This is a genomic window from Antarctobacter sp. (assembly GCF_965277915.1).
Taxonomy (GTDB): domain Bacteria; phylum Pseudomonadota; class Alphaproteobacteria; order Rhodobacterales; family Rhodobacteraceae; genus Antarctobacter.
Genome location: NZ_OZ255849.1, coordinates 2,621,053 through 2,636,449 on the forward strand (window position 1 = coordinate 2,621,053; position 15,397 = coordinate 2,636,449).

General features: G+C 66.8%; 13 protein-coding genes. 5 read left to right on the forward strand and 8 right to left on the reverse strand.

Annotated elements, in window-relative coordinates:
• The first annotated feature begins 59 nt into the window (after positions 1 to 59).
• The gene (locus ACQY5B_RS13580) at positions 60 to 884 is read left to right on the forward strand and encodes a GNAT family N-acetyltransferase (protein WP_420324871.1); all 825 of its coding nucleotides are present in this window, start codon (positions 60 to 62) and stop codon (positions 882 to 884) included.
• Between the two features lie 13 nt (positions 885 to 897).
• Here ACQY5B_RS13580 and ACQY5B_RS13585 read toward each other — a convergent pair whose 3' ends face one another.
• Positions 898 to 1,479, reverse strand: coding sequence for a TetR/AcrR family transcriptional regulator (locus ACQY5B_RS13585; protein WP_420324870.1), 582 nt, complete (start codon positions 1,477 to 1,479; stop codon positions 898 to 900).
• 90 nt (positions 1,480 to 1,569) lie between these two features.
• Between ACQY5B_RS13585 and ACQY5B_RS13590 the strand changes: the two genes are divergently transcribed.
• Both ACQY5B_RS13590 and ACQY5B_RS13595 read left to right on the forward strand, forming a co-directional pair.
• The gene (locus ACQY5B_RS13590; protein WP_420324869.1) at positions 1,570 to 2,025 is read left to right on the forward strand and encodes a (2Fe-2S)-binding protein; all 456 of its coding nucleotides are present in this window, start codon (positions 1,570 to 1,572) and stop codon (positions 2,023 to 2,025) included.
• Between the two features lie 3 nt (positions 2,026 to 2,028).
• Positions 2,029 to 4,266, forward strand: a complete 2,238-nt coding sequence (locus ACQY5B_RS13595; protein WP_420324868.1) for a xanthine dehydrogenase family protein molybdopterin-binding subunit — start codon at positions 2,029 to 2,031, stop codon at positions 4,264 to 4,266.
• 235 nt (positions 4,267 to 4,501) lie between these two features.
• Here ACQY5B_RS13595 and ACQY5B_RS13600 read toward each other — a convergent pair whose 3' ends face one another.
• The 3 genes from ACQY5B_RS13600 to ACQY5B_RS13610 form a co-directional block, all read right to left on the reverse strand.
• Positions 4,502 to 5,278 carry a gamma-glutamyl-gamma-aminobutyrate hydrolase family protein gene (locus ACQY5B_RS13600; RefSeq protein ID WP_420324867.1) on the reverse strand — a complete coding sequence of 259 codons (777 nt, stop codon included), beginning with the start codon at positions 5,276 to 5,278 and terminating at the stop codon, positions 4,502 to 4,504.
• A gap of 205 nt (positions 5,279 to 5,483) precedes the next feature.
• On the reverse strand, positions 5,484 to 5,909 hold the full coding sequence (locus tag ACQY5B_RS13605) for a GlcG/HbpS family heme-binding protein (protein WP_305970586.1): 426 nt from the start codon (positions 5,907 to 5,909) through the stop codon (positions 5,484 to 5,486).
• A gap of 97 nt (positions 5,910 to 6,006) precedes the next feature.
• The gene (locus tag ACQY5B_RS13610; RefSeq protein ID WP_420324866.1) at positions 6,007 to 8,157 is read right to left on the reverse strand and encodes a malate synthase G; all 2,151 of its coding nucleotides are present in this window, start codon (positions 8,155 to 8,157) and stop codon (positions 6,007 to 6,009) included.
• A gap of 155 nt (positions 8,158 to 8,312) precedes the next feature.
• Between ACQY5B_RS13610 and ACQY5B_RS13615 the strand changes: the two genes are divergently transcribed.
• On the forward strand, positions 8,313 to 8,942 hold the full coding sequence (locus ACQY5B_RS13615) for a CatA-like O-acetyltransferase (protein ID WP_420324865.1): 630 nt from the start codon (positions 8,313 to 8,315) through the stop codon (positions 8,940 to 8,942).
• 41 nt (positions 8,943 to 8,983) lie between these two features.
• Here the strand turns inward: ACQY5B_RS13615 and ACQY5B_RS13620 are convergent, their stop codons facing one another.
• On the reverse strand, positions 8,984 to 10,801 hold the full coding sequence (locus ACQY5B_RS13620) for an ABCB family ABC transporter ATP-binding protein/permease (RefSeq protein WP_420324864.1): 1,818 nt from the start codon (positions 10,799 to 10,801) through the stop codon (positions 8,984 to 8,986).
• A 236-nt stretch (positions 10,802 to 11,037) separates the two neighbouring features.
• Positions 11,038 to 13,038 carry a LysM peptidoglycan-binding domain-containing protein gene (locus ACQY5B_RS13625; RefSeq protein ID WP_420324863.1) on the reverse strand — a complete coding sequence of 667 codons (2,001 nt, stop codon included), beginning with the start codon at positions 13,036 to 13,038 and terminating at the stop codon, positions 11,038 to 11,040.
• 128 nt (positions 13,039 to 13,166) lie between these two features.
• Here ACQY5B_RS13625 and ACQY5B_RS13630 point away from each other — a divergent pair, with 128 nt between their 5' ends.
• Complete coding sequence (locus ACQY5B_RS13630) at positions 13,167 to 13,718, forward strand: LOG family protein (protein ID WP_420324862.1); 552 nt, start codon at positions 13,167 to 13,169, stop codon at positions 13,716 to 13,718.
• Here ACQY5B_RS13630 and rarD read toward each other — a convergent pair.
• Both rarD and ACQY5B_RS13640 read right to left on the reverse strand, forming a co-directional pair.
• Positions 13,661 to 14,575 (reverse strand): EamA family transporter RarD, encoded by a 915-nt coding sequence (rarD, locus tag ACQY5B_RS13635; protein ID WP_420324861.1) that lies wholly within the window; start codon positions 14,573 to 14,575, stop codon positions 13,661 to 13,663. The genes ACQY5B_RS13630 and rarD overlap by 58 nt on opposite strands.
• Before the next feature lie 82 nt (positions 14,576 to 14,657).
• Positions 14,658 to 15,182 carry a DUF3592 domain-containing protein gene (locus tag ACQY5B_RS13640; RefSeq protein WP_420324860.1) on the reverse strand — a complete coding sequence of 175 codons (525 nt, stop codon included), beginning with the start codon at positions 15,180 to 15,182 and terminating at the stop codon, positions 14,658 to 14,660.
• Positions 15,183 to 15,397: the final 215 nt, after the last annotated feature.

Genomic DNA, 15,397 nt, shown 5'->3' on the forward strand with positions numbered 1-15,397 from the left:
AATCAGCATTTTGTACAAAACGCCCCACGGCCCGGTTTCGGTGACAGGATGGCCGTTTCATGCGACCATCCCGCATGGCCATCCCGAACAGGTATTTTGGCAGCCCGGAACAACAGGGTCTTGAACGACGCGCGCATCTCTTGTGGCAGATCCTGCAGGACGATCCTGACTATTGCTTTCACGGGCGCGCGGTCGGGCTGTTGCGAACCGGCACGCAGGACACAAGCCTGCAGATCGCGCTGGCCCGGTTGCAGGGGTTGGGACCGGGGACCCGGCTGACACCGGAGGTTGCCAGCTCGCGCCGGGCCGCGATCGAGGACGCCGGGCTTGGGCTGGAAATCCAGCAGCGATGGGGCGCGGATGAATCCGCCCTCGCCGGCGCCCGCAGCTTTCTGTGCGACAGCGGCTTGCCCGCGGGACTCGCCACGGTGGAGGTCGGGCCGGATACGCCGGACACGGACCTCGACCGGCTTGACGATCTGACCCGCGCCTGCGGCATCCTCCTGCCCTCTGCCGCCTTTCTGCGCGGCGCCTTTGGCCCGGCGGTCAGCCTTTATGCCAGAACGCGGGATGGCGAGATCGTCGGCTTCGCGGCGGCCCTTGTCCAGGCGACATGCGCCCCGTCCCTGCAAGGCGAGGCCTGGTGGGGGTTTCTTTCGACGCGAAAGGACTGGCGCGGACACGGGATCGCAAGACAGCTCGGGGCAAAGGCGATGCTCACAATGGCGGAACGGCATGGGGTGCGGCGTTTCCAAACCGGCATCCTGACGGGAAACGCCGCCTCGTTGTCCTTGTCGCGCTCTCTGGGGTTTCGGGACACCGGATTGCTGGACCTGTTGGCAATCGACGCAGAGACGCTGCGAAATGGGCGGCAGGCCGGGTAACGCCCCGACCGCGTCAGCCCGCCGTCAGCCCGCGTCCCAGCACATGTGCCAGTCTATCGCGGGCCGTCTGGAATTGCGCGTAGGGCGGGCGTTTTATCCCGTCGAGCGCGCCAAGAAGCAGCGCCGCCACCTCTTCGGGCGACCCATCCAGCCGCACGCGACCGGCCGCCGCCTCGCGCGTCAGCCAGTCGGCAAAGACGGTGGTCAGCCGGGCCGTCCCGGCCTCGACGACCTCGCGCGCGTGGCTGTCCTTGATGTCCAGCAGTTCGGCACCGTGCGGGCTGTCCAGCATGTTGCGGATCATCGGCCCGGTCTTGGCGGCAAAGCCCCGCGCCAGCAGATCCTCGACGCTGCCCTCGCCCGCCAATGCCTCGGACACCGCGCGCGCGGCCGTGTCGAAATAGACCTCGACCATGCGGCGGGCGATGTCCTCCTTGCCCTGGAAATGCTGGTAGAGCGCGGGACGGGACATGCCCGCCGCCTGTGCTATGTCCCCCATCGAGGTACGGCGATAGCCATACTGGCACATCACCGCCAGCGCGGCTGTGAGTATGGCCTCTTGCTTGACCTGATCGGCTGGGACTGCATCCATCATGACATCAGTCCTGACAAAACTGCGCAAAACTGTCAATTGACACTCTGACATATTTCACCCATTTTGTCAGAAATCGACCAGGAGAACGACATGGCCACCACGCTCACCGTCAACGGCACCTCGCATGAGGTGGACCTGCCCGACGAGGTTCCGCTGCTCTGGGCACTGCGCGATGCGCTGAACCTGACCGGCACCAAGTTCGGCTGCGGTGTCGCGGCCTGCGGGGCCTGCACGGTGCATATCGACGGCGAGGCGGTGCGCAGCTGCCAGGTGCCGGTCGGCGACGTCTGGGGAGAGGTCACGACGATCGAGGGGCTGGGCACACCGGATGCGCTGCACCGGCTGCAGCGAGCCTGGGTGGATCACCAGGTGGCGCAATGCGGCTATTGCCAGTCGGGCCAGATCATGCAGGCCGCCGCCCTGCTGGCCGAAACGCCGAACCCCACGGACGATGACATCGACGCGGTCATGAACGGCAACCTCTGCCGCTGCGGCACCTACCCGCGTATCCGGGCCGCCATCAAATCCGCCGCGCAAGGAGCTTGAGCCATGTCCCGGATCGGCAAGATCGCCCGCCGCACATTTCTTTTCGGGGCCGTGGCCGTCGCCGGTGGCGCCGCCTTTGGCGCCTGGTACGTCAGTCGCCCCGCGCCCAATCCGCTGAAGCCCGCGGAAGGAGAGGCCAGCCTGAACGCCTTTGTCCTGATCGACGGCGAAGGCGTGACCCTTGTCGCGCCCCGCGCTGAAATGGGACAGGGCACCATGACCACCTGGGCGGCGCTGATCGCCGAGGAGATGGACCTGGCCTGGGAGGATGTGCGCGTCATCCACGGCCCGCCGGCGCAGGCCTATTACAACAGCGCGCTGATGGGAGAGGGCCAGACCCACAAGGGCTATGACGCCTCGGCCTTTCAGCATTCGCTGGGCGAGATGATGGGCGTCATGGGCAAGGTGTTTTCCATGCAGGTCACGGGCGGGTCCACCGCCATGAAGGACGGCTACGAGCGGATGCGCGCCACCGGCGCCGCCGCGCGCGAGATGCTGAAGACCGCCGCCGCCAAGCGCCTGAATGTCGGCGTTGTCGAATTGCGCACGGAAAACGGCGCGGTGATCGGCCCCGATGGCACCGCCATTCCCTATGCCGAACTGGCCGCCGAGGCGGCGGAGGTCGAACCGCCCCGGATCGAACCGCGCGAGCGCAGCGAATGGCGGCTTCTGGGCACCTCGCTGCCGCGCGTCGACATGCTGGGCAAGTCCACCGGCACCGCGCAGTTCGGCATCGACACGCGCCTGCCCGGGATGCGCTTTGCTGCGGTGCGCCAGTCGCCCACGCGCGGCGGCATGAAACGCTATGACGCCTTCGAGGCGGGCCGCATGCCCGGCGTCGAAAAGGTGGTGGACCTGGGCGACGGGTTGGCGGTGATCGCCACCAACACCTGGCTGGCCCAGCGGGCCGTGGACGCCATCGAGGTCGAGTGGGAACCCGCCCCCTACCCGGAGAGCACCGAGGCGATGGTGGCCGCGGTCGAGGCGGCCTTGGACACCGAACCGGATTCCGTGTTGCGCGACGATGGCAACCCGGACCGCCTGCCCGCAGGCGCAACGGCGGTCGAAGCGGAATACCGCGTGCCTTTCCTCGCCCATGCCACGATGGAGCCGATGAACGCCACCGCCTGGTTCGACGGCCAACACCTGCGGCTGTGGTGCGGCAACCAGGGGCCGACCTTCTTGCGCGATGCCTGTGCCGCCGAGGCCGGGGTCGACCCGTCAGAGGTCGAGGTGAACGTGACGCTGATGGGCGGCGGCTTTGGCCGCCGGGGCGAGTTCGACTACGCGGTTGTGGCGACCAAGGTTGCCAAGGCCATGCCCGGCACGCCGGTCAATGTCACCTGGTCGCGCGAAGAGGACATGACCCACGACTATTATCGCCCGCCCGCCATCGCGCGGATCACGGGGGCGGTGGCGGACGGCGCGCCGGTGGCCTTCGACGCCAAGGTCGCCTCGCCCTCGATCGCGGAACAGGCGCTGAAACGCTGGGTCGGCTTTGCCCCCGGCGGGCCGGACAAGGGGATCGTCGACGGCATCTACAACCAGCCCTACGGCATCCCGAACTACCGCGTCGCGGGCCACAAGGCGGACATCGCGCCGCCGCTGGGCTTCTGGCGGTCGGTCGGGGCCAGCTTCAACGGGTTCTTCCATGAGTGTTTCATGGATGAGCTGGCGGTGGCTGCCGGGGCCGACCCGCTGGAGATGCGGCTGAAACTGACACGCGACGAATGGCTGCCCGCCTTCTACGCGCTGGAGGCGGTGCGCGACATGTCCGGCTGGACCGGCAAGACAGAGGAAGGTGTCGGACGGGGCCTGGCGATGGTCTACAGCTTTGGCACCCCCACGGCGATGGTGATCGAGGTGCGCGACGTGGACGGCGCGGTGCGCCTGACCGACGCCTGGATCGCCGCCGACCCCGGCGTGGCGCTGGACCCGTCGATCATCGAAGCGCAGTTGACCGGGGCGATGGTCTATGGCCTGTCGGCCGCCATCGGCGAAGAGGTGACATTCGCGGGCGGCGTCGCGGAGCAGAAAAACTTTCCCGATTACGAGCCGCTGCGCATGGCGCAGATGCCCCGTACACAGCTGCAGATCCTTGAAAACCAGGAGCGCCTGAACGGGATCGGCGAGGTTGGCACGCCCCCTGCCGCACCTGCACTGGCCAATGCGCTCTTTGACCTGACGGGCAAACGGGTGCGTGAGCTGCCGCTCAACAAGGCCTTCGACTTTTACGTCTGAGGCCGGATGACTGGACTGATGCCCGGCGCCGTGCCGGGCATCGGCTGCTCCCGTCGAAAGAAGACAAGTCTCCCTAATTGCACGAAAAGATCAGCCGCACAATCTAGGCAAACGAAAAGATATAACTTAAAGTATAGTTCAGTCCCGGTGCGTGTTTTCGGGCCTTTAGTAACGAGTTCCGCCTCTGCCGTTTAGGCAGGGGCTTTTTCGTCATCTGTCACGGGATTGACGGGCCTCACCCCGCAACGCGCAGCCCCTCGGTGCCCTTTTTCGCCCAGTCATGCACGGCGGCGCCGAATGCCTCGAAGAGCGGGCGCGAGACCGGATCGCTGGCCGCGTTCCATTCAGGGTGCCACTGCACCGACAGGGTAAAGCCCGGCGCATCCTTGACGTAGATCGCCTCTGGCGTGCCGTCCGGGGCGAAGCCGTCGATCACGATGCGCGACCCGGCGGTCTTGATCCCCTGCCCGTGCAGGGTGTTGGTCATCACCTCGGCCGAGCCGAACAACTGGTGGAACGGCCCGCCTTCGGTCAGCGACACCTTGTGGCGCAGGGCGAATTTCTCTTCCAGCGTGCCATCGGGCGGCATCCGGTGATTCATCCGGCCCGGCAGGTCGCGGATCTCCGGGTAGAGCGAGCCACCCATCGCCACGTTGACCTCCTGAAAGCCACGGCAGATGCCGAGAAAGGGCTGGCCGCGCTGCACGCAGGCCCGCACCAGCGGCAGGGTGATCGCATCGCGGTTGCGGTCGGGCTGGCCGTGCGCCTCTGTCCATTCCTCGCCGTATTCCTCGGGGTGGACGTTGGGCCGCCCGCCGGTCAGCACGAAGCCGTCAAAAGCCTCGAGCAGTTCCTCGACACTGACCAGCCTCGGGTCAGAGGGGATCACCACCGGCAGGCAGTGCGACACTTCGGAGACCGCCTCGGAGTTCATCGTGCCGCCCGCATGGGTCGGGTACTGATCGTTGATCAGGTACTGGTTTCCGATGATGCCGACGAGGGGACGCGCCATGTGTCTGCTCCTTTTGAACAGAGCATATGTAGACCACATGCGCCCGCGCGAAAAGTGTCCCCCCGCACAGAGCGGCCTGCGGCCGCACACAGCGCGCGCAATCTGCACGAAGCTTGGGCAGGACCATCACACCGGTGGAACCGGACCGCCACGGCCACAGAAGTTCGGGGCGAGAGCACCCAGCGTGCGCTCGCCCCGGACCGGTTCAGATTTCGGCGATCAGGCCAGCGGCCTCGATCCCGGCCTTGCCGGCCTTGGCATCGTTGTCCGAGGTGTCGCCGGTGACACCGACGGCGCCCAGCGTCCGCCCCTTGGCGTCGCGCACGAGAATGCCGCCCGGAACCGGGACCAGCTGACCACCGAAGGCCGCGTTGGCCGCCGAGATGAAATAGGCCTGCTGTTCGGCCCGCGCCATCTGGGCAGAGCCGGGCATGCCCAGCATCACCGCGCCATAGGCCTTGCCCTGCGCGATCTGAAAGCGACCGGGGCTGGCGCCGTCCTCGCGTTCGAAGGCGATCAGGTTGCCGCCCGCATCCAGCACCGCGACGGACAGCGGCTTCATGCCGTCCTCCTTGCCTGCGTCAAATGTCTTGCGGATGATCGTCCGCGCCCGTCTCAGCGAAATCGCCATGACTGTCTTTCCCTGTTTTGCATGAATTTCATTTGTTCCGGCAAAGGCGCGACGTGCCCGGGCCAGGCCCCGGCACCACGCGCCCCTTGTCGGCCAGTCAGCCCGCCGCCTTCAGTTCCAGCCGCCGCTTGTGCAGCACCGGCTCGGTATAGCCGGAGGGTTGCACCCGGCCCTCGAAGACCAGGTCGCATGCCGCCTGGAAGGCGATCCCGTCAAAGCCCGGCGCCATCTTCTGATAGGACGGGTCATCGGCGTTCTGGCCGTCCACGACCTCGGCCATGCGCTTCATGATCTCCATGACCTCGTCACGACTGACAACGCCGTGGTGCAGCCAGTTGGCGATGTGCTGGGCAGAGATGCGGCAGGTGGCGCGATCTTCCATCAGGCCGACGTCGTTGATGTCGGGCACCTTGGAACAGCCCACACCGGCGTCGATCCAGCGCACGACGTAGCCCAGGATCCCCTGCGCGTTGTTCTCGACCTCGCGCCGGATCTGTTCGGGACGCCACTTGCGGAAGGTGGCCAGCGGGATCTCCAGCACCGCGTCCACATGGGCGCGGCGGCCACCGGCACGCAGCGCCTTCTGCACGGCAAAGACATCGACCTTGTGGTAGTGCAGCGCGTGCAGCGTGGCGGCGGTGGGCGACGGCACCCAGGCGCAGTTGGCCCCCGCCTTGGGGTGTTCGATCTTGGCCTCCAGCATGGCGGCCATCTTGTCGGGCATGGCCCACATGCCCTTGCCGATCTGGGCCTTGCCGGACAGGCCGCATTCCAGCCCGATATCCACGTTGCGCGCCTCGTAGGCGCCGATCCAGCCCTTGCGCTTGATGAAATCCTTGCGGCTGAAGGGCCCCGCTTCCATCGAGGTGTGGATCTCGTCGCCGGTACGGTCGAGGAAGCCGGTGTTGATGAAGGCGACCCGGTGCTTTGCCGCCCGGATGCATTCCTTGAGGTTGACCGAGGTGCGGCGCTCTTCGTCCATGATACCCAGCTTGACGGTATACTGCGGCAGGTTCAGCGCTTTTTCGACAAAGGTGAAGACCTCGTCGGCGAAAGCCACTTCTTCCGGCCCGTGCATCTTGGGTTTCACGACATAGACCGACCCGGTGTGCGAATTGCGCAGGCCCCCTTCGGTGCGTTGCAGATCGTGGCGCGCGATCAGCACGGTCACCATCGCGTCCATCAGCCCTTCGAAGATCTCGGACCCGTCGCGCAAGAGGATTGCCGGGTTGGTCATCAGGTGGCCGACGTTGCGCACCAGCATCAGGGCGCGGCCCTTTACGGTGAAGGGGGCGCCGTCCGCACCAAGGAACTCGTGGTCCGGGATCAGCTTGCGGGTGACGGTCTTGCCGCCCTTCTCGAAGGTCTCGGACAGGGTGCCCTGCATCAGGCCCAGCCAGTTGGCATAGGCCAGGGTCTTGTCCTCGCCATCGACGCAGGCAACGGAATCCTCGCAGTCCATGATCGCCGAAACCGCCGACTCCAGACGCACATCCGCCAGCCCCGCCTGGTCGCGGGCGCCGATGAAATGGGTGCGGTCAAAGACCAGTTCGACGTGTAGCCCGTTGTTGCACAGCAGGACCGCCTCGGGCGCCTTGGGGTGGCCGCGGTAGCCGCGGAATTTCGACGGGTCGATCAGCGGCTGATCGTCGACCAGCAGCGCGCCGTTCTGGACGTGATAGCGGCGGGCGTCGGCATGGCTGACGCCCTCGATCGGAAAGGCCTCGTCCAGGAAGACGCGGGCGCGGGCGATCACGCGGGCACCACGGCCGTTCTCATACCCGCCCTTGGGCGGCAGCGAGCCCATCGCATCGGTGCCGTAGAGCCCGTCATAAAGGCTGCCCCAGCGGGCATTGGCAGCATTGAGCGCGTAGCGGGCATTGGTGATCGGCACCACCAGCTGCGGGCCGGGCACGGTGGCGATCTCGGGATCGGTATTTGCGGTCTCGATCTCGAAATCATCACCCTCGGGCAGCAGGTAGCCGATCTCGGTCAGGAAGGCCTTGTAGGCCTCGTGGTCATGCGGCTGGTTGGCGCGCGCCTTGTGCCAGTCGTCGATCTGTTTCTGGATCGCCTCGCGCTTGTCCAGCAGGGCGCGGTTGAGCGGGCCGAAGTCATGCGCCAGCTCTGACAGGGCCTGCCAGAACCCCTCGGCCCCGATGCCCGTGCCCGGCAGGGCCTGCTCTTCGATGAAGCTGGCCAGTCGTTCATCGACTTTCAGCCCGGCGCGTTCCACTCGGTCGACCATAGTATACCTCTCTTGGTGTTTGGCGGCGAGCCTAGCATCTTGTTTCCGATAGGCAACAAGCGACGCTATAAGGATTTCTGTCAACGGCCAGAAGCAGTTTCAATTGCCCTTTGAAACCGGCATCGGTTCAGAACGTACCAGAGGGAGTTTCAAAGATGGCCGAACACCCCGTCGACCTCGACACCTGGCCGCGCACGGCGCAATTCAAATGGTTCCGCGGTTTCGAAAAGCCGCATTACGCGGTGACCGTGCGGATGGACGCAACGCATCTGATGAAGCAGCGAAAACCGGCGGGACACTCTCTGTTCCGCGCCAGCCTGCATGCGATCGGCTGCGGCCTGCACGGCGTGCCGGAACTCAACATGCGGTTCCGCGGCGACAGCGTGGTCCGGCACGACAGGGTGATGCTGTCGACCCCGGTGCCGCGCCCGGATGGCGGGTTCAACTTTTCCTATGTGCCCTTCGACCCCGACTTTGCGCGTTTCGACGCGGGCGCCAAGGCGGCCATCGAAGAGGCCCGCAATCGCGCGACGCTGGCCGGCAATGCCGAGGGGATGGACGGCGTGGCCTACATGTCCTGCCTGCCCTGGCTGGATTTCACCGCGCTGGACAATGCCATGCCCCATGCGGACGACTGCATCCCCCGGGTGGCCTGGGGCAAGATCGTGCCCGAGGGCAACGGCTGGCGCATGGCGATGGGCATCCAGGTGCATCACGCGCTGGTCGATGGCGAACACCTGGGCGGGTTCTTTGAAGGCGTGCAAACGGCGCTGGATGCCGGATGAGGCGGCGGAACGGGTGATCCCGGGACGGGACGGCCCGTTGATCAGGCCGCCTCGTCCTCGCTGGCCTGCTGGCGTGCCCAGAGCGCGGCATAGCGCCCGCCCTGCGCCAGAAGCGCGTCATGCGTCCCCTGTTCGACCACCTCGCCCTCTTGTAGGACAACGATCCGGTCGGCATCGGCAATGGTGGACAGGCGGTGCGCAATTGTGATGACCGTGCGCCCCTCGCCCGCGCGGCGCAGGGCATCCTGAATACTGGCTTCGGTTTCCGTGTCCAGCGCGCTGGTCGCCTCGTCCAGCAGCAGGATCGGCGGATCCTTGAGCAGGGTGCGCGCAATGCCCACCCGCTGTTTCTCGCCACCCGAGAGCTTCAGCCCGCGTTCGCCGACCTGGGTGTCATAGCCCTCGGGCAGGCTCTCGATAAAGCTGTGGATCTGCGCGGCTTTCGCGGCCTCCACGATCTCGACGTCGCTGGCGCCGTCACGGCCATAGGCAATGTTGAACCGGATCGTGTCGTTGAACAGCACCGTGTCCTGCGGCACCACGCCGATGGCCGCATGCAGGCTGTCCTGGGTCACGTCGCGCAGATCCTGCCCGTCGATGCACACCGCGCCGCCGTCCACGTCATAGAACCGGAACAAGAGCCGCCCGATCGTCGACTTGCCAGAGCCCGAGGGCCCGACCAGCGCCACATTCTCGCCCGCGCCCACGGCCACGTCGATGCCCTTGAGGATCGGCCGCGTCGGATCATATCCGAAGCGCACCCCGTCAAATTCCACCACCCCGCCCGAGACCGCAAGTTCCGGCGCGCCGGGCTTGTCGGACACCTCGCGCGGCTGTTCCAGCAGGTCGAACATCTCTCCCATGTCCACCAGCGCCTGCCGGATCTCGCGGTAGACCGTGCCGAGAAAGTTCAGCGGCATGGTGATCTGGATCATGTAGGCGTTGACCATGACGAAATCGCCCACGGTCAGCGCACCGTTCTGCACCCCCACGGCGGCCATGACCATCACGGCCACCAGCCCCGAGGTGATGATCAGCGACTGCCCCACGTTCAGCATCGCCAGCGAGGTCGCCGTCTTGATCGCCGCCTGCTCATAGCCCTGCATGGCGCGATCGTAGCGGGCCGCCTCGCGCTCTTCGGCGCCGAAGTACTTGACGGTTTCAAAGTTCAGCAGGCTGTCGATCGCCTTCTGGTTGGCGTCGGTGTCCTGCTTGTTCATCTCGCGCCGCAGCTTCACCCGCCACTCGGTCACCTTGAAGGTGAAGGCGACATAGAGCGCGACGACCCCGACCACGACGGCGAGATACCAGACATCGAACAGGAAAAAGAGCACCCCGGCCACCAGCAGCAGTTCCAGCATCAAGGGCCCGATGGAGAACAGCAGGAAGCGCAGCAGGAACTCCACCCCCTTCACGCCGCGCTCGATGATGCGGCTCAGCCCGCCGGTCTTGCGGGTGATGTGATAACGCATCGAGAGGCGGTGTATATGGGTGAAGGTCTCCAGCGCCAGCCGCCGCAGGGCGCGCTGCCCCACCTTGGCAAAGATCGCGTCTCGCAACTGCTGGAACCCGACGGTCATCAGGCGCGCCATGCCATAGGCCAGCGTCAGGCCGACAGCCCCCAGCATCAGGTCCGAAACCTCGCCAGAGAGAGTGTCGACCGCCTGTTTGTACAGGATGGGGGTGGCCACGGCGATCAGCTTGGCCAGAACCAGGAACCCCAGCGCGATCACCACCCGGCGCTTGGCCCATGTCTGCCCCTCGGGCCAGAGATAGGGGCCGACGCGGCGGATCGTACGCCAGCCGGACCGGCGTTCGTCGCGGGCGATCTGGGCGTCGGTGGAACTGTCGGGGGGCATGAAAGGCTTTCCTGTTTGGCCCTATCACCTAGGCCGCGGCGCCCGGTTCTGCAAGCGGTGCCCACGCTTGCGGTGTCTCGTGCGGCCCCCCAGTTCCCCCCGCCGAACTGCCCGACCCGGAACAGGATCGCGACGTTCTGTTTCTTCTCTCGGAAAATACTCCGGGGGTGAAGGCCGCAGGCCGAGGGGGCAGCGCCCCCTGCCCGCCCCGTCACGCGCGCGGCATTGCATTTTCGTCAGTCGGTCACCGTCTGCGGCAGGTCGAAGATCTGGCCGGGATAGATCAGGTCGGGATCGCGGATGCGATCGCGGTTGGCCTCGTAGATGCGGACGTACTGCATCCCGTCGCCGTAGCGCTGGCGCGAGATGCCCCAGAGCGTGTTGCCCGGTTGGATCGTCACGCTGCGCACCGGGCCGGTCCCCTTCGAGACCACCCCTTCCAGCACCGTGGTGCTTTCGCGCAGGAAGGGGCTTTCGACGCGGGCGATGACCTGGCCGCGCTCGTTGATCTGGTCGACGCGCAGGACGTAGGTGCCCTGGTCGACCTGCGGCAGTTGCACCCGCCAGCGGCCATCCTCGCGGATGCGCGAGGTGGTGACCGGGGTGTTGTCCAGGTAGATCCGCACAAAGGACGCCGTCTTGCCCCGGCCCGAGAGCAAGACGTCGCCCTCGTCGTCATAGCTGATCGAGTCGAGCGCCACGTCGCCCGGTGCGATCGGCGCGGTCGACAGCGCCTCGATCCCGCGCGGCGAAGACAGCAGGACGGCGGGCGGCGGCGCAGTCGGGGGCGCGTCGCCCGCGTCCGGTTCGGCCCGCGCGGTGATCGCCGGGTCGTCCCCGCTACGCGGCACGGCGGTCCCGGCGACAGGCGCCGCGCCTTCCGGGCTGGCCGGGTCGCGCACACGGGCGCTTGGAACGGTCGGGTCCTGGCTGTCCACCGGCGCCTGCGAGCCCGGCAGGCCGCCGGGACGCGGCGGGGCGCCGGCGATGGCAGGCTCCGGGTCGGTCCCAGGCAGCGGGCCGCGCTGGGGGGCGCCGTTCCACTTTGGCGCGCCCAGCGGTTCGGGGCCGGTGCCAACCTCGGGCTGCGGATCGACGCGGGCCAGTTGATCGTTCCTCGCGGGCGGCACGCCCTCCGGATCTACGGAGCCGGCATCGGGGTCTGCGGTGGCCCGCGGCACATCACCCGCCGGTGCATCCGCATCCGGTTCCCGTTCAAGGATCGGGCCTGTCGCCGCGGGCGTTTTCGGCTGGCGTTCCGGTGTCAGGTCGGCGGCGGCCACCTGGCGCGGCGCGACGATGACCTCGCCCTCGGACAGGACGACGCGTTCCTTGGCGGTCTGGCGCAGGGTGATGACCGCGCCTTCGTCCGGCGGCAGGTTGAGGAAGGTGGTGAATTTGCCGTCGCCGCCGATCTTGAGTTCTTCGACCGGTTCGCCGTTCACGATCACCTCGAGCAGGGCACCCGGCTCTCCGCCGCCCGCGATCAACGAGAAACCGTCGGTTTCGGCGCGCACAACGTCGAAGCTGGGGCGGATCACCGCCTCGTCCCCGTCCAGCAACAGTTCCTGCACCGGGGCCGCGTCGGGATCGAAGAGCGGCAAGAGCGCGCCTGCCACCTCCGGTGCCTCGGGGTCGGGCCCCTCGGCTTCGGGCCTGTCCGGATCGGGAGCCTCTGCCAACGGGGCGGCTGCGGCAGTGGTTTCGTCGGGGGCATCGCCCGGGGCCGGGCCGGGCACGGTCTGGTCCGGCTCTGGCCCATCGGGGTCGACGGCGGCGATCGAAACACCCGGCGCCGCGGCCTCTGCTCCTTCCGCCGGGGTCGGGGCCGGTGCGTCCGGCGCCTCTGCGGGGGCTGGGGCATCGGCGGTCTCCAGCGGCGGCGTGACAGGATCGGTCGCCTCCGCCGGGTCTGCCGGATCCGGGCCATCCACGGTCTCGACCGGACGGGTGGCGGGATCGGGCTTGTCCACCGAGGCCGTGGGCGCGGGCACCGGATCGTCGCTTTTCACCGGATCTGCGGCGGGCCTGGCAACGGTCGAGGCGGCGAGCGGCGTGTCGGGTCCATCGAAACTGGGAACCGGCGGCGCATCCGGCGCGGCGACCACGGGATCGGGTGCCGGCCCATCGGGAATGCCGCCCCAGGGCGGGTCGATCATGCCGGTGGCGACCATGACAGAGATGGCTCCGGCGGTGCCGGCGCTTGCGAGGGCCAAGTAGAGTGCGATCTTGCTCATGGCAGCCTTCCGAATGTCAGCGCCTGCGGCCTCGGTCCCTCAGCGGAGCCACAGGACGGTTGAGCGTTTATAAACCACAGGCTACGAAGCGTCAAAAGTCGTTTTTTCTGCAAGCCTTGGAGCCTGAAATGCCCACAATGTCCATCTGCGTCTACTGCGGCTCCCGCAAGGGGGGAAATCCCGACTATGCGGACGAGGCCACCGCGTTGGGAGAGGCGCTGGCGCGGGAAGGCTGGCGTCTGGTCTACGGCGCGGGCGACGTGGGACTGATGGGGCTGATCGCGCGCGCCACGCAGGCCGCCGGCGGAGAGACCTTCGGCGTGATCCCAACCCACCTGATGCAACTGGAGGTCGGCAAGACCGATCTCACCAGTTTCGTCGTCACCGAGACCATGCACGAGCGCAAGAAGGTCATGCTGATGAATGCCGACGCGGTGGTGGTCATGCCCGGCGGCGCCGGGTCGCTGGACGAGTTCTTCGAGGTGTTGACCTGGCGCCAGCTGGGACTGCATGCCAAGCCCATCATCCTGCTGGACGTGGCCGGCTACTGGGCGCCGCTGAAGGCGTTGATGCAACATGTCGTGGACACCGGGTTTGCCGATCCCACGCTGCTGGAATTCGTTCAGAGCGGCGGTTCGGCCGAGGAGGTCATGACGCTCTTGCGGCGCGCCCTGTCCTGAACAAAGCCCGAGGCCGAGTAGATCGCCAGCGCGGTCCAGATCAGGCCAAAGGCGACGAGGTGGAACGGGGTCAGCGGCTCTTTGAAGATGACCACGGCACAGAGGAATTGCAGCGTCGGGTTAAGGTATTGCAGCACCCCCAGCGTGGTCATGTTGACGCGCTGCGCGGCGGCCGAGAAGAGCACCAGAGGCAGCGCCGTCAACAGGCCGGAAAAGACCAGCAGGCCCGAGGTGTACAGGTCATCGCCAAAAATGGCCTTGTCCTGCAATTCCAGCACCGCCAACCAGCCCAGGGCAAAAGGCGCCAGCAGCAGAACCTCGCCGGTGACAGAGACGACGGGACCGACGGAAAGCCGTTTCTTCACAATGCCGTAGATGCCAAAGGTCGTGGCCAGGATCAGCGCGATCCAGGGCGCGGCGCCCAGTCCCCAGGTCAGCTGCGCCACCGCCAGGGTGGCCAGTCCCACGGCAACCCATTGCAGCGCCGACAGCCTTTCGCGCAGAACGATCACGCCCAGAAGAACGGCGACCAGCGGGAAGGTGTAATAGCCCAGCGAGGTCTCGCGCACCTGCCCGATCTGCACCGAAAAAATGAAGAGGAACCAGTTGGCGGTGATCATCAGCGCCGCGATGGCGGTGATCAGCGCGGCCCTTGGCCGCCCGACCGCCCCGCGCAGCTCACGCAGGCGTCCCTGCACCGCCAGCAACCCGGCAAAGACCACCAGCGACCAGAAGGTGCGATGCGCCAGGAGTTCCAGCGGCGGGACGTGCAAGAGCAGCTTGTAGTAGATCGGCGAGAGCCCCCAGATCGAACATGCGCCGATCATCAGGAGGATGCCTTGGGTCTGGGGGGGCATGATGGTCTCCGGTCAGTGCCCCTGCCCTACAGAGCCGCGCAGGCCACTGCAAGCCGACGCCCCGGTGACGGCGCGCCCTGCCTCAGCCGCCTGCCCCGCCGCGCAGCCAGCGCCGCACCCGACAGGCCCCGAAAAGCGCCGGGACGAGCGTAATCAGCCCGATACAGAGAATTGTCAGAGGCAGCGCCCAGAGATGTTCGAACACGGGCAGTTTCACATTGCCCTTGGTATCGGGATTGAACAGGATCTGGTGCCGCGATCCGATCTCGAACCCCCAGTTGGCGGAGGATTGTCCCAGGCTGGCCTCGGTCATCTCGCCCTCGCGGAATTCATAGCGGAAGACGGGGCCATAGACCGTTTGGTTGCCCGCCCAGGGGGTCCAGTCCTCCCACTCGTAGACACGCACGACTTCGCCTATCGTGCGGTCCGCGCGCGAGGTGAAGCTGAGGCTGTCGTAGGCCAGCAGTGCCGCCGCCGCCAGGAACAGCACCGGCGTGACAAAGATCAGAACCCAGACCCGCCTGGACACCTGCCGTCGCCCATCCGGATGGGTGCGCCACAGAAATTGCTGGGTCTGGTTCGCCCGAACGATCAGATTGCGCAACATCCTGCGCCCCCTGTCCGACCGGACGATGCCGGATTGCGCTGCGGATGAGCCACGCCAGCCCCGGGTGTACGCATGGTTGGACAGACCTTTCCGAAATGCGGCTGAAGGCCCGCACATTTCCGCGCGCCCATGACAAGGATGCTCGCATCATAGGATCTCGTGACGCGTTTGGGAATCGTGCGAATGCCCCGGCCACCAAACGAAAAACGCCCCCG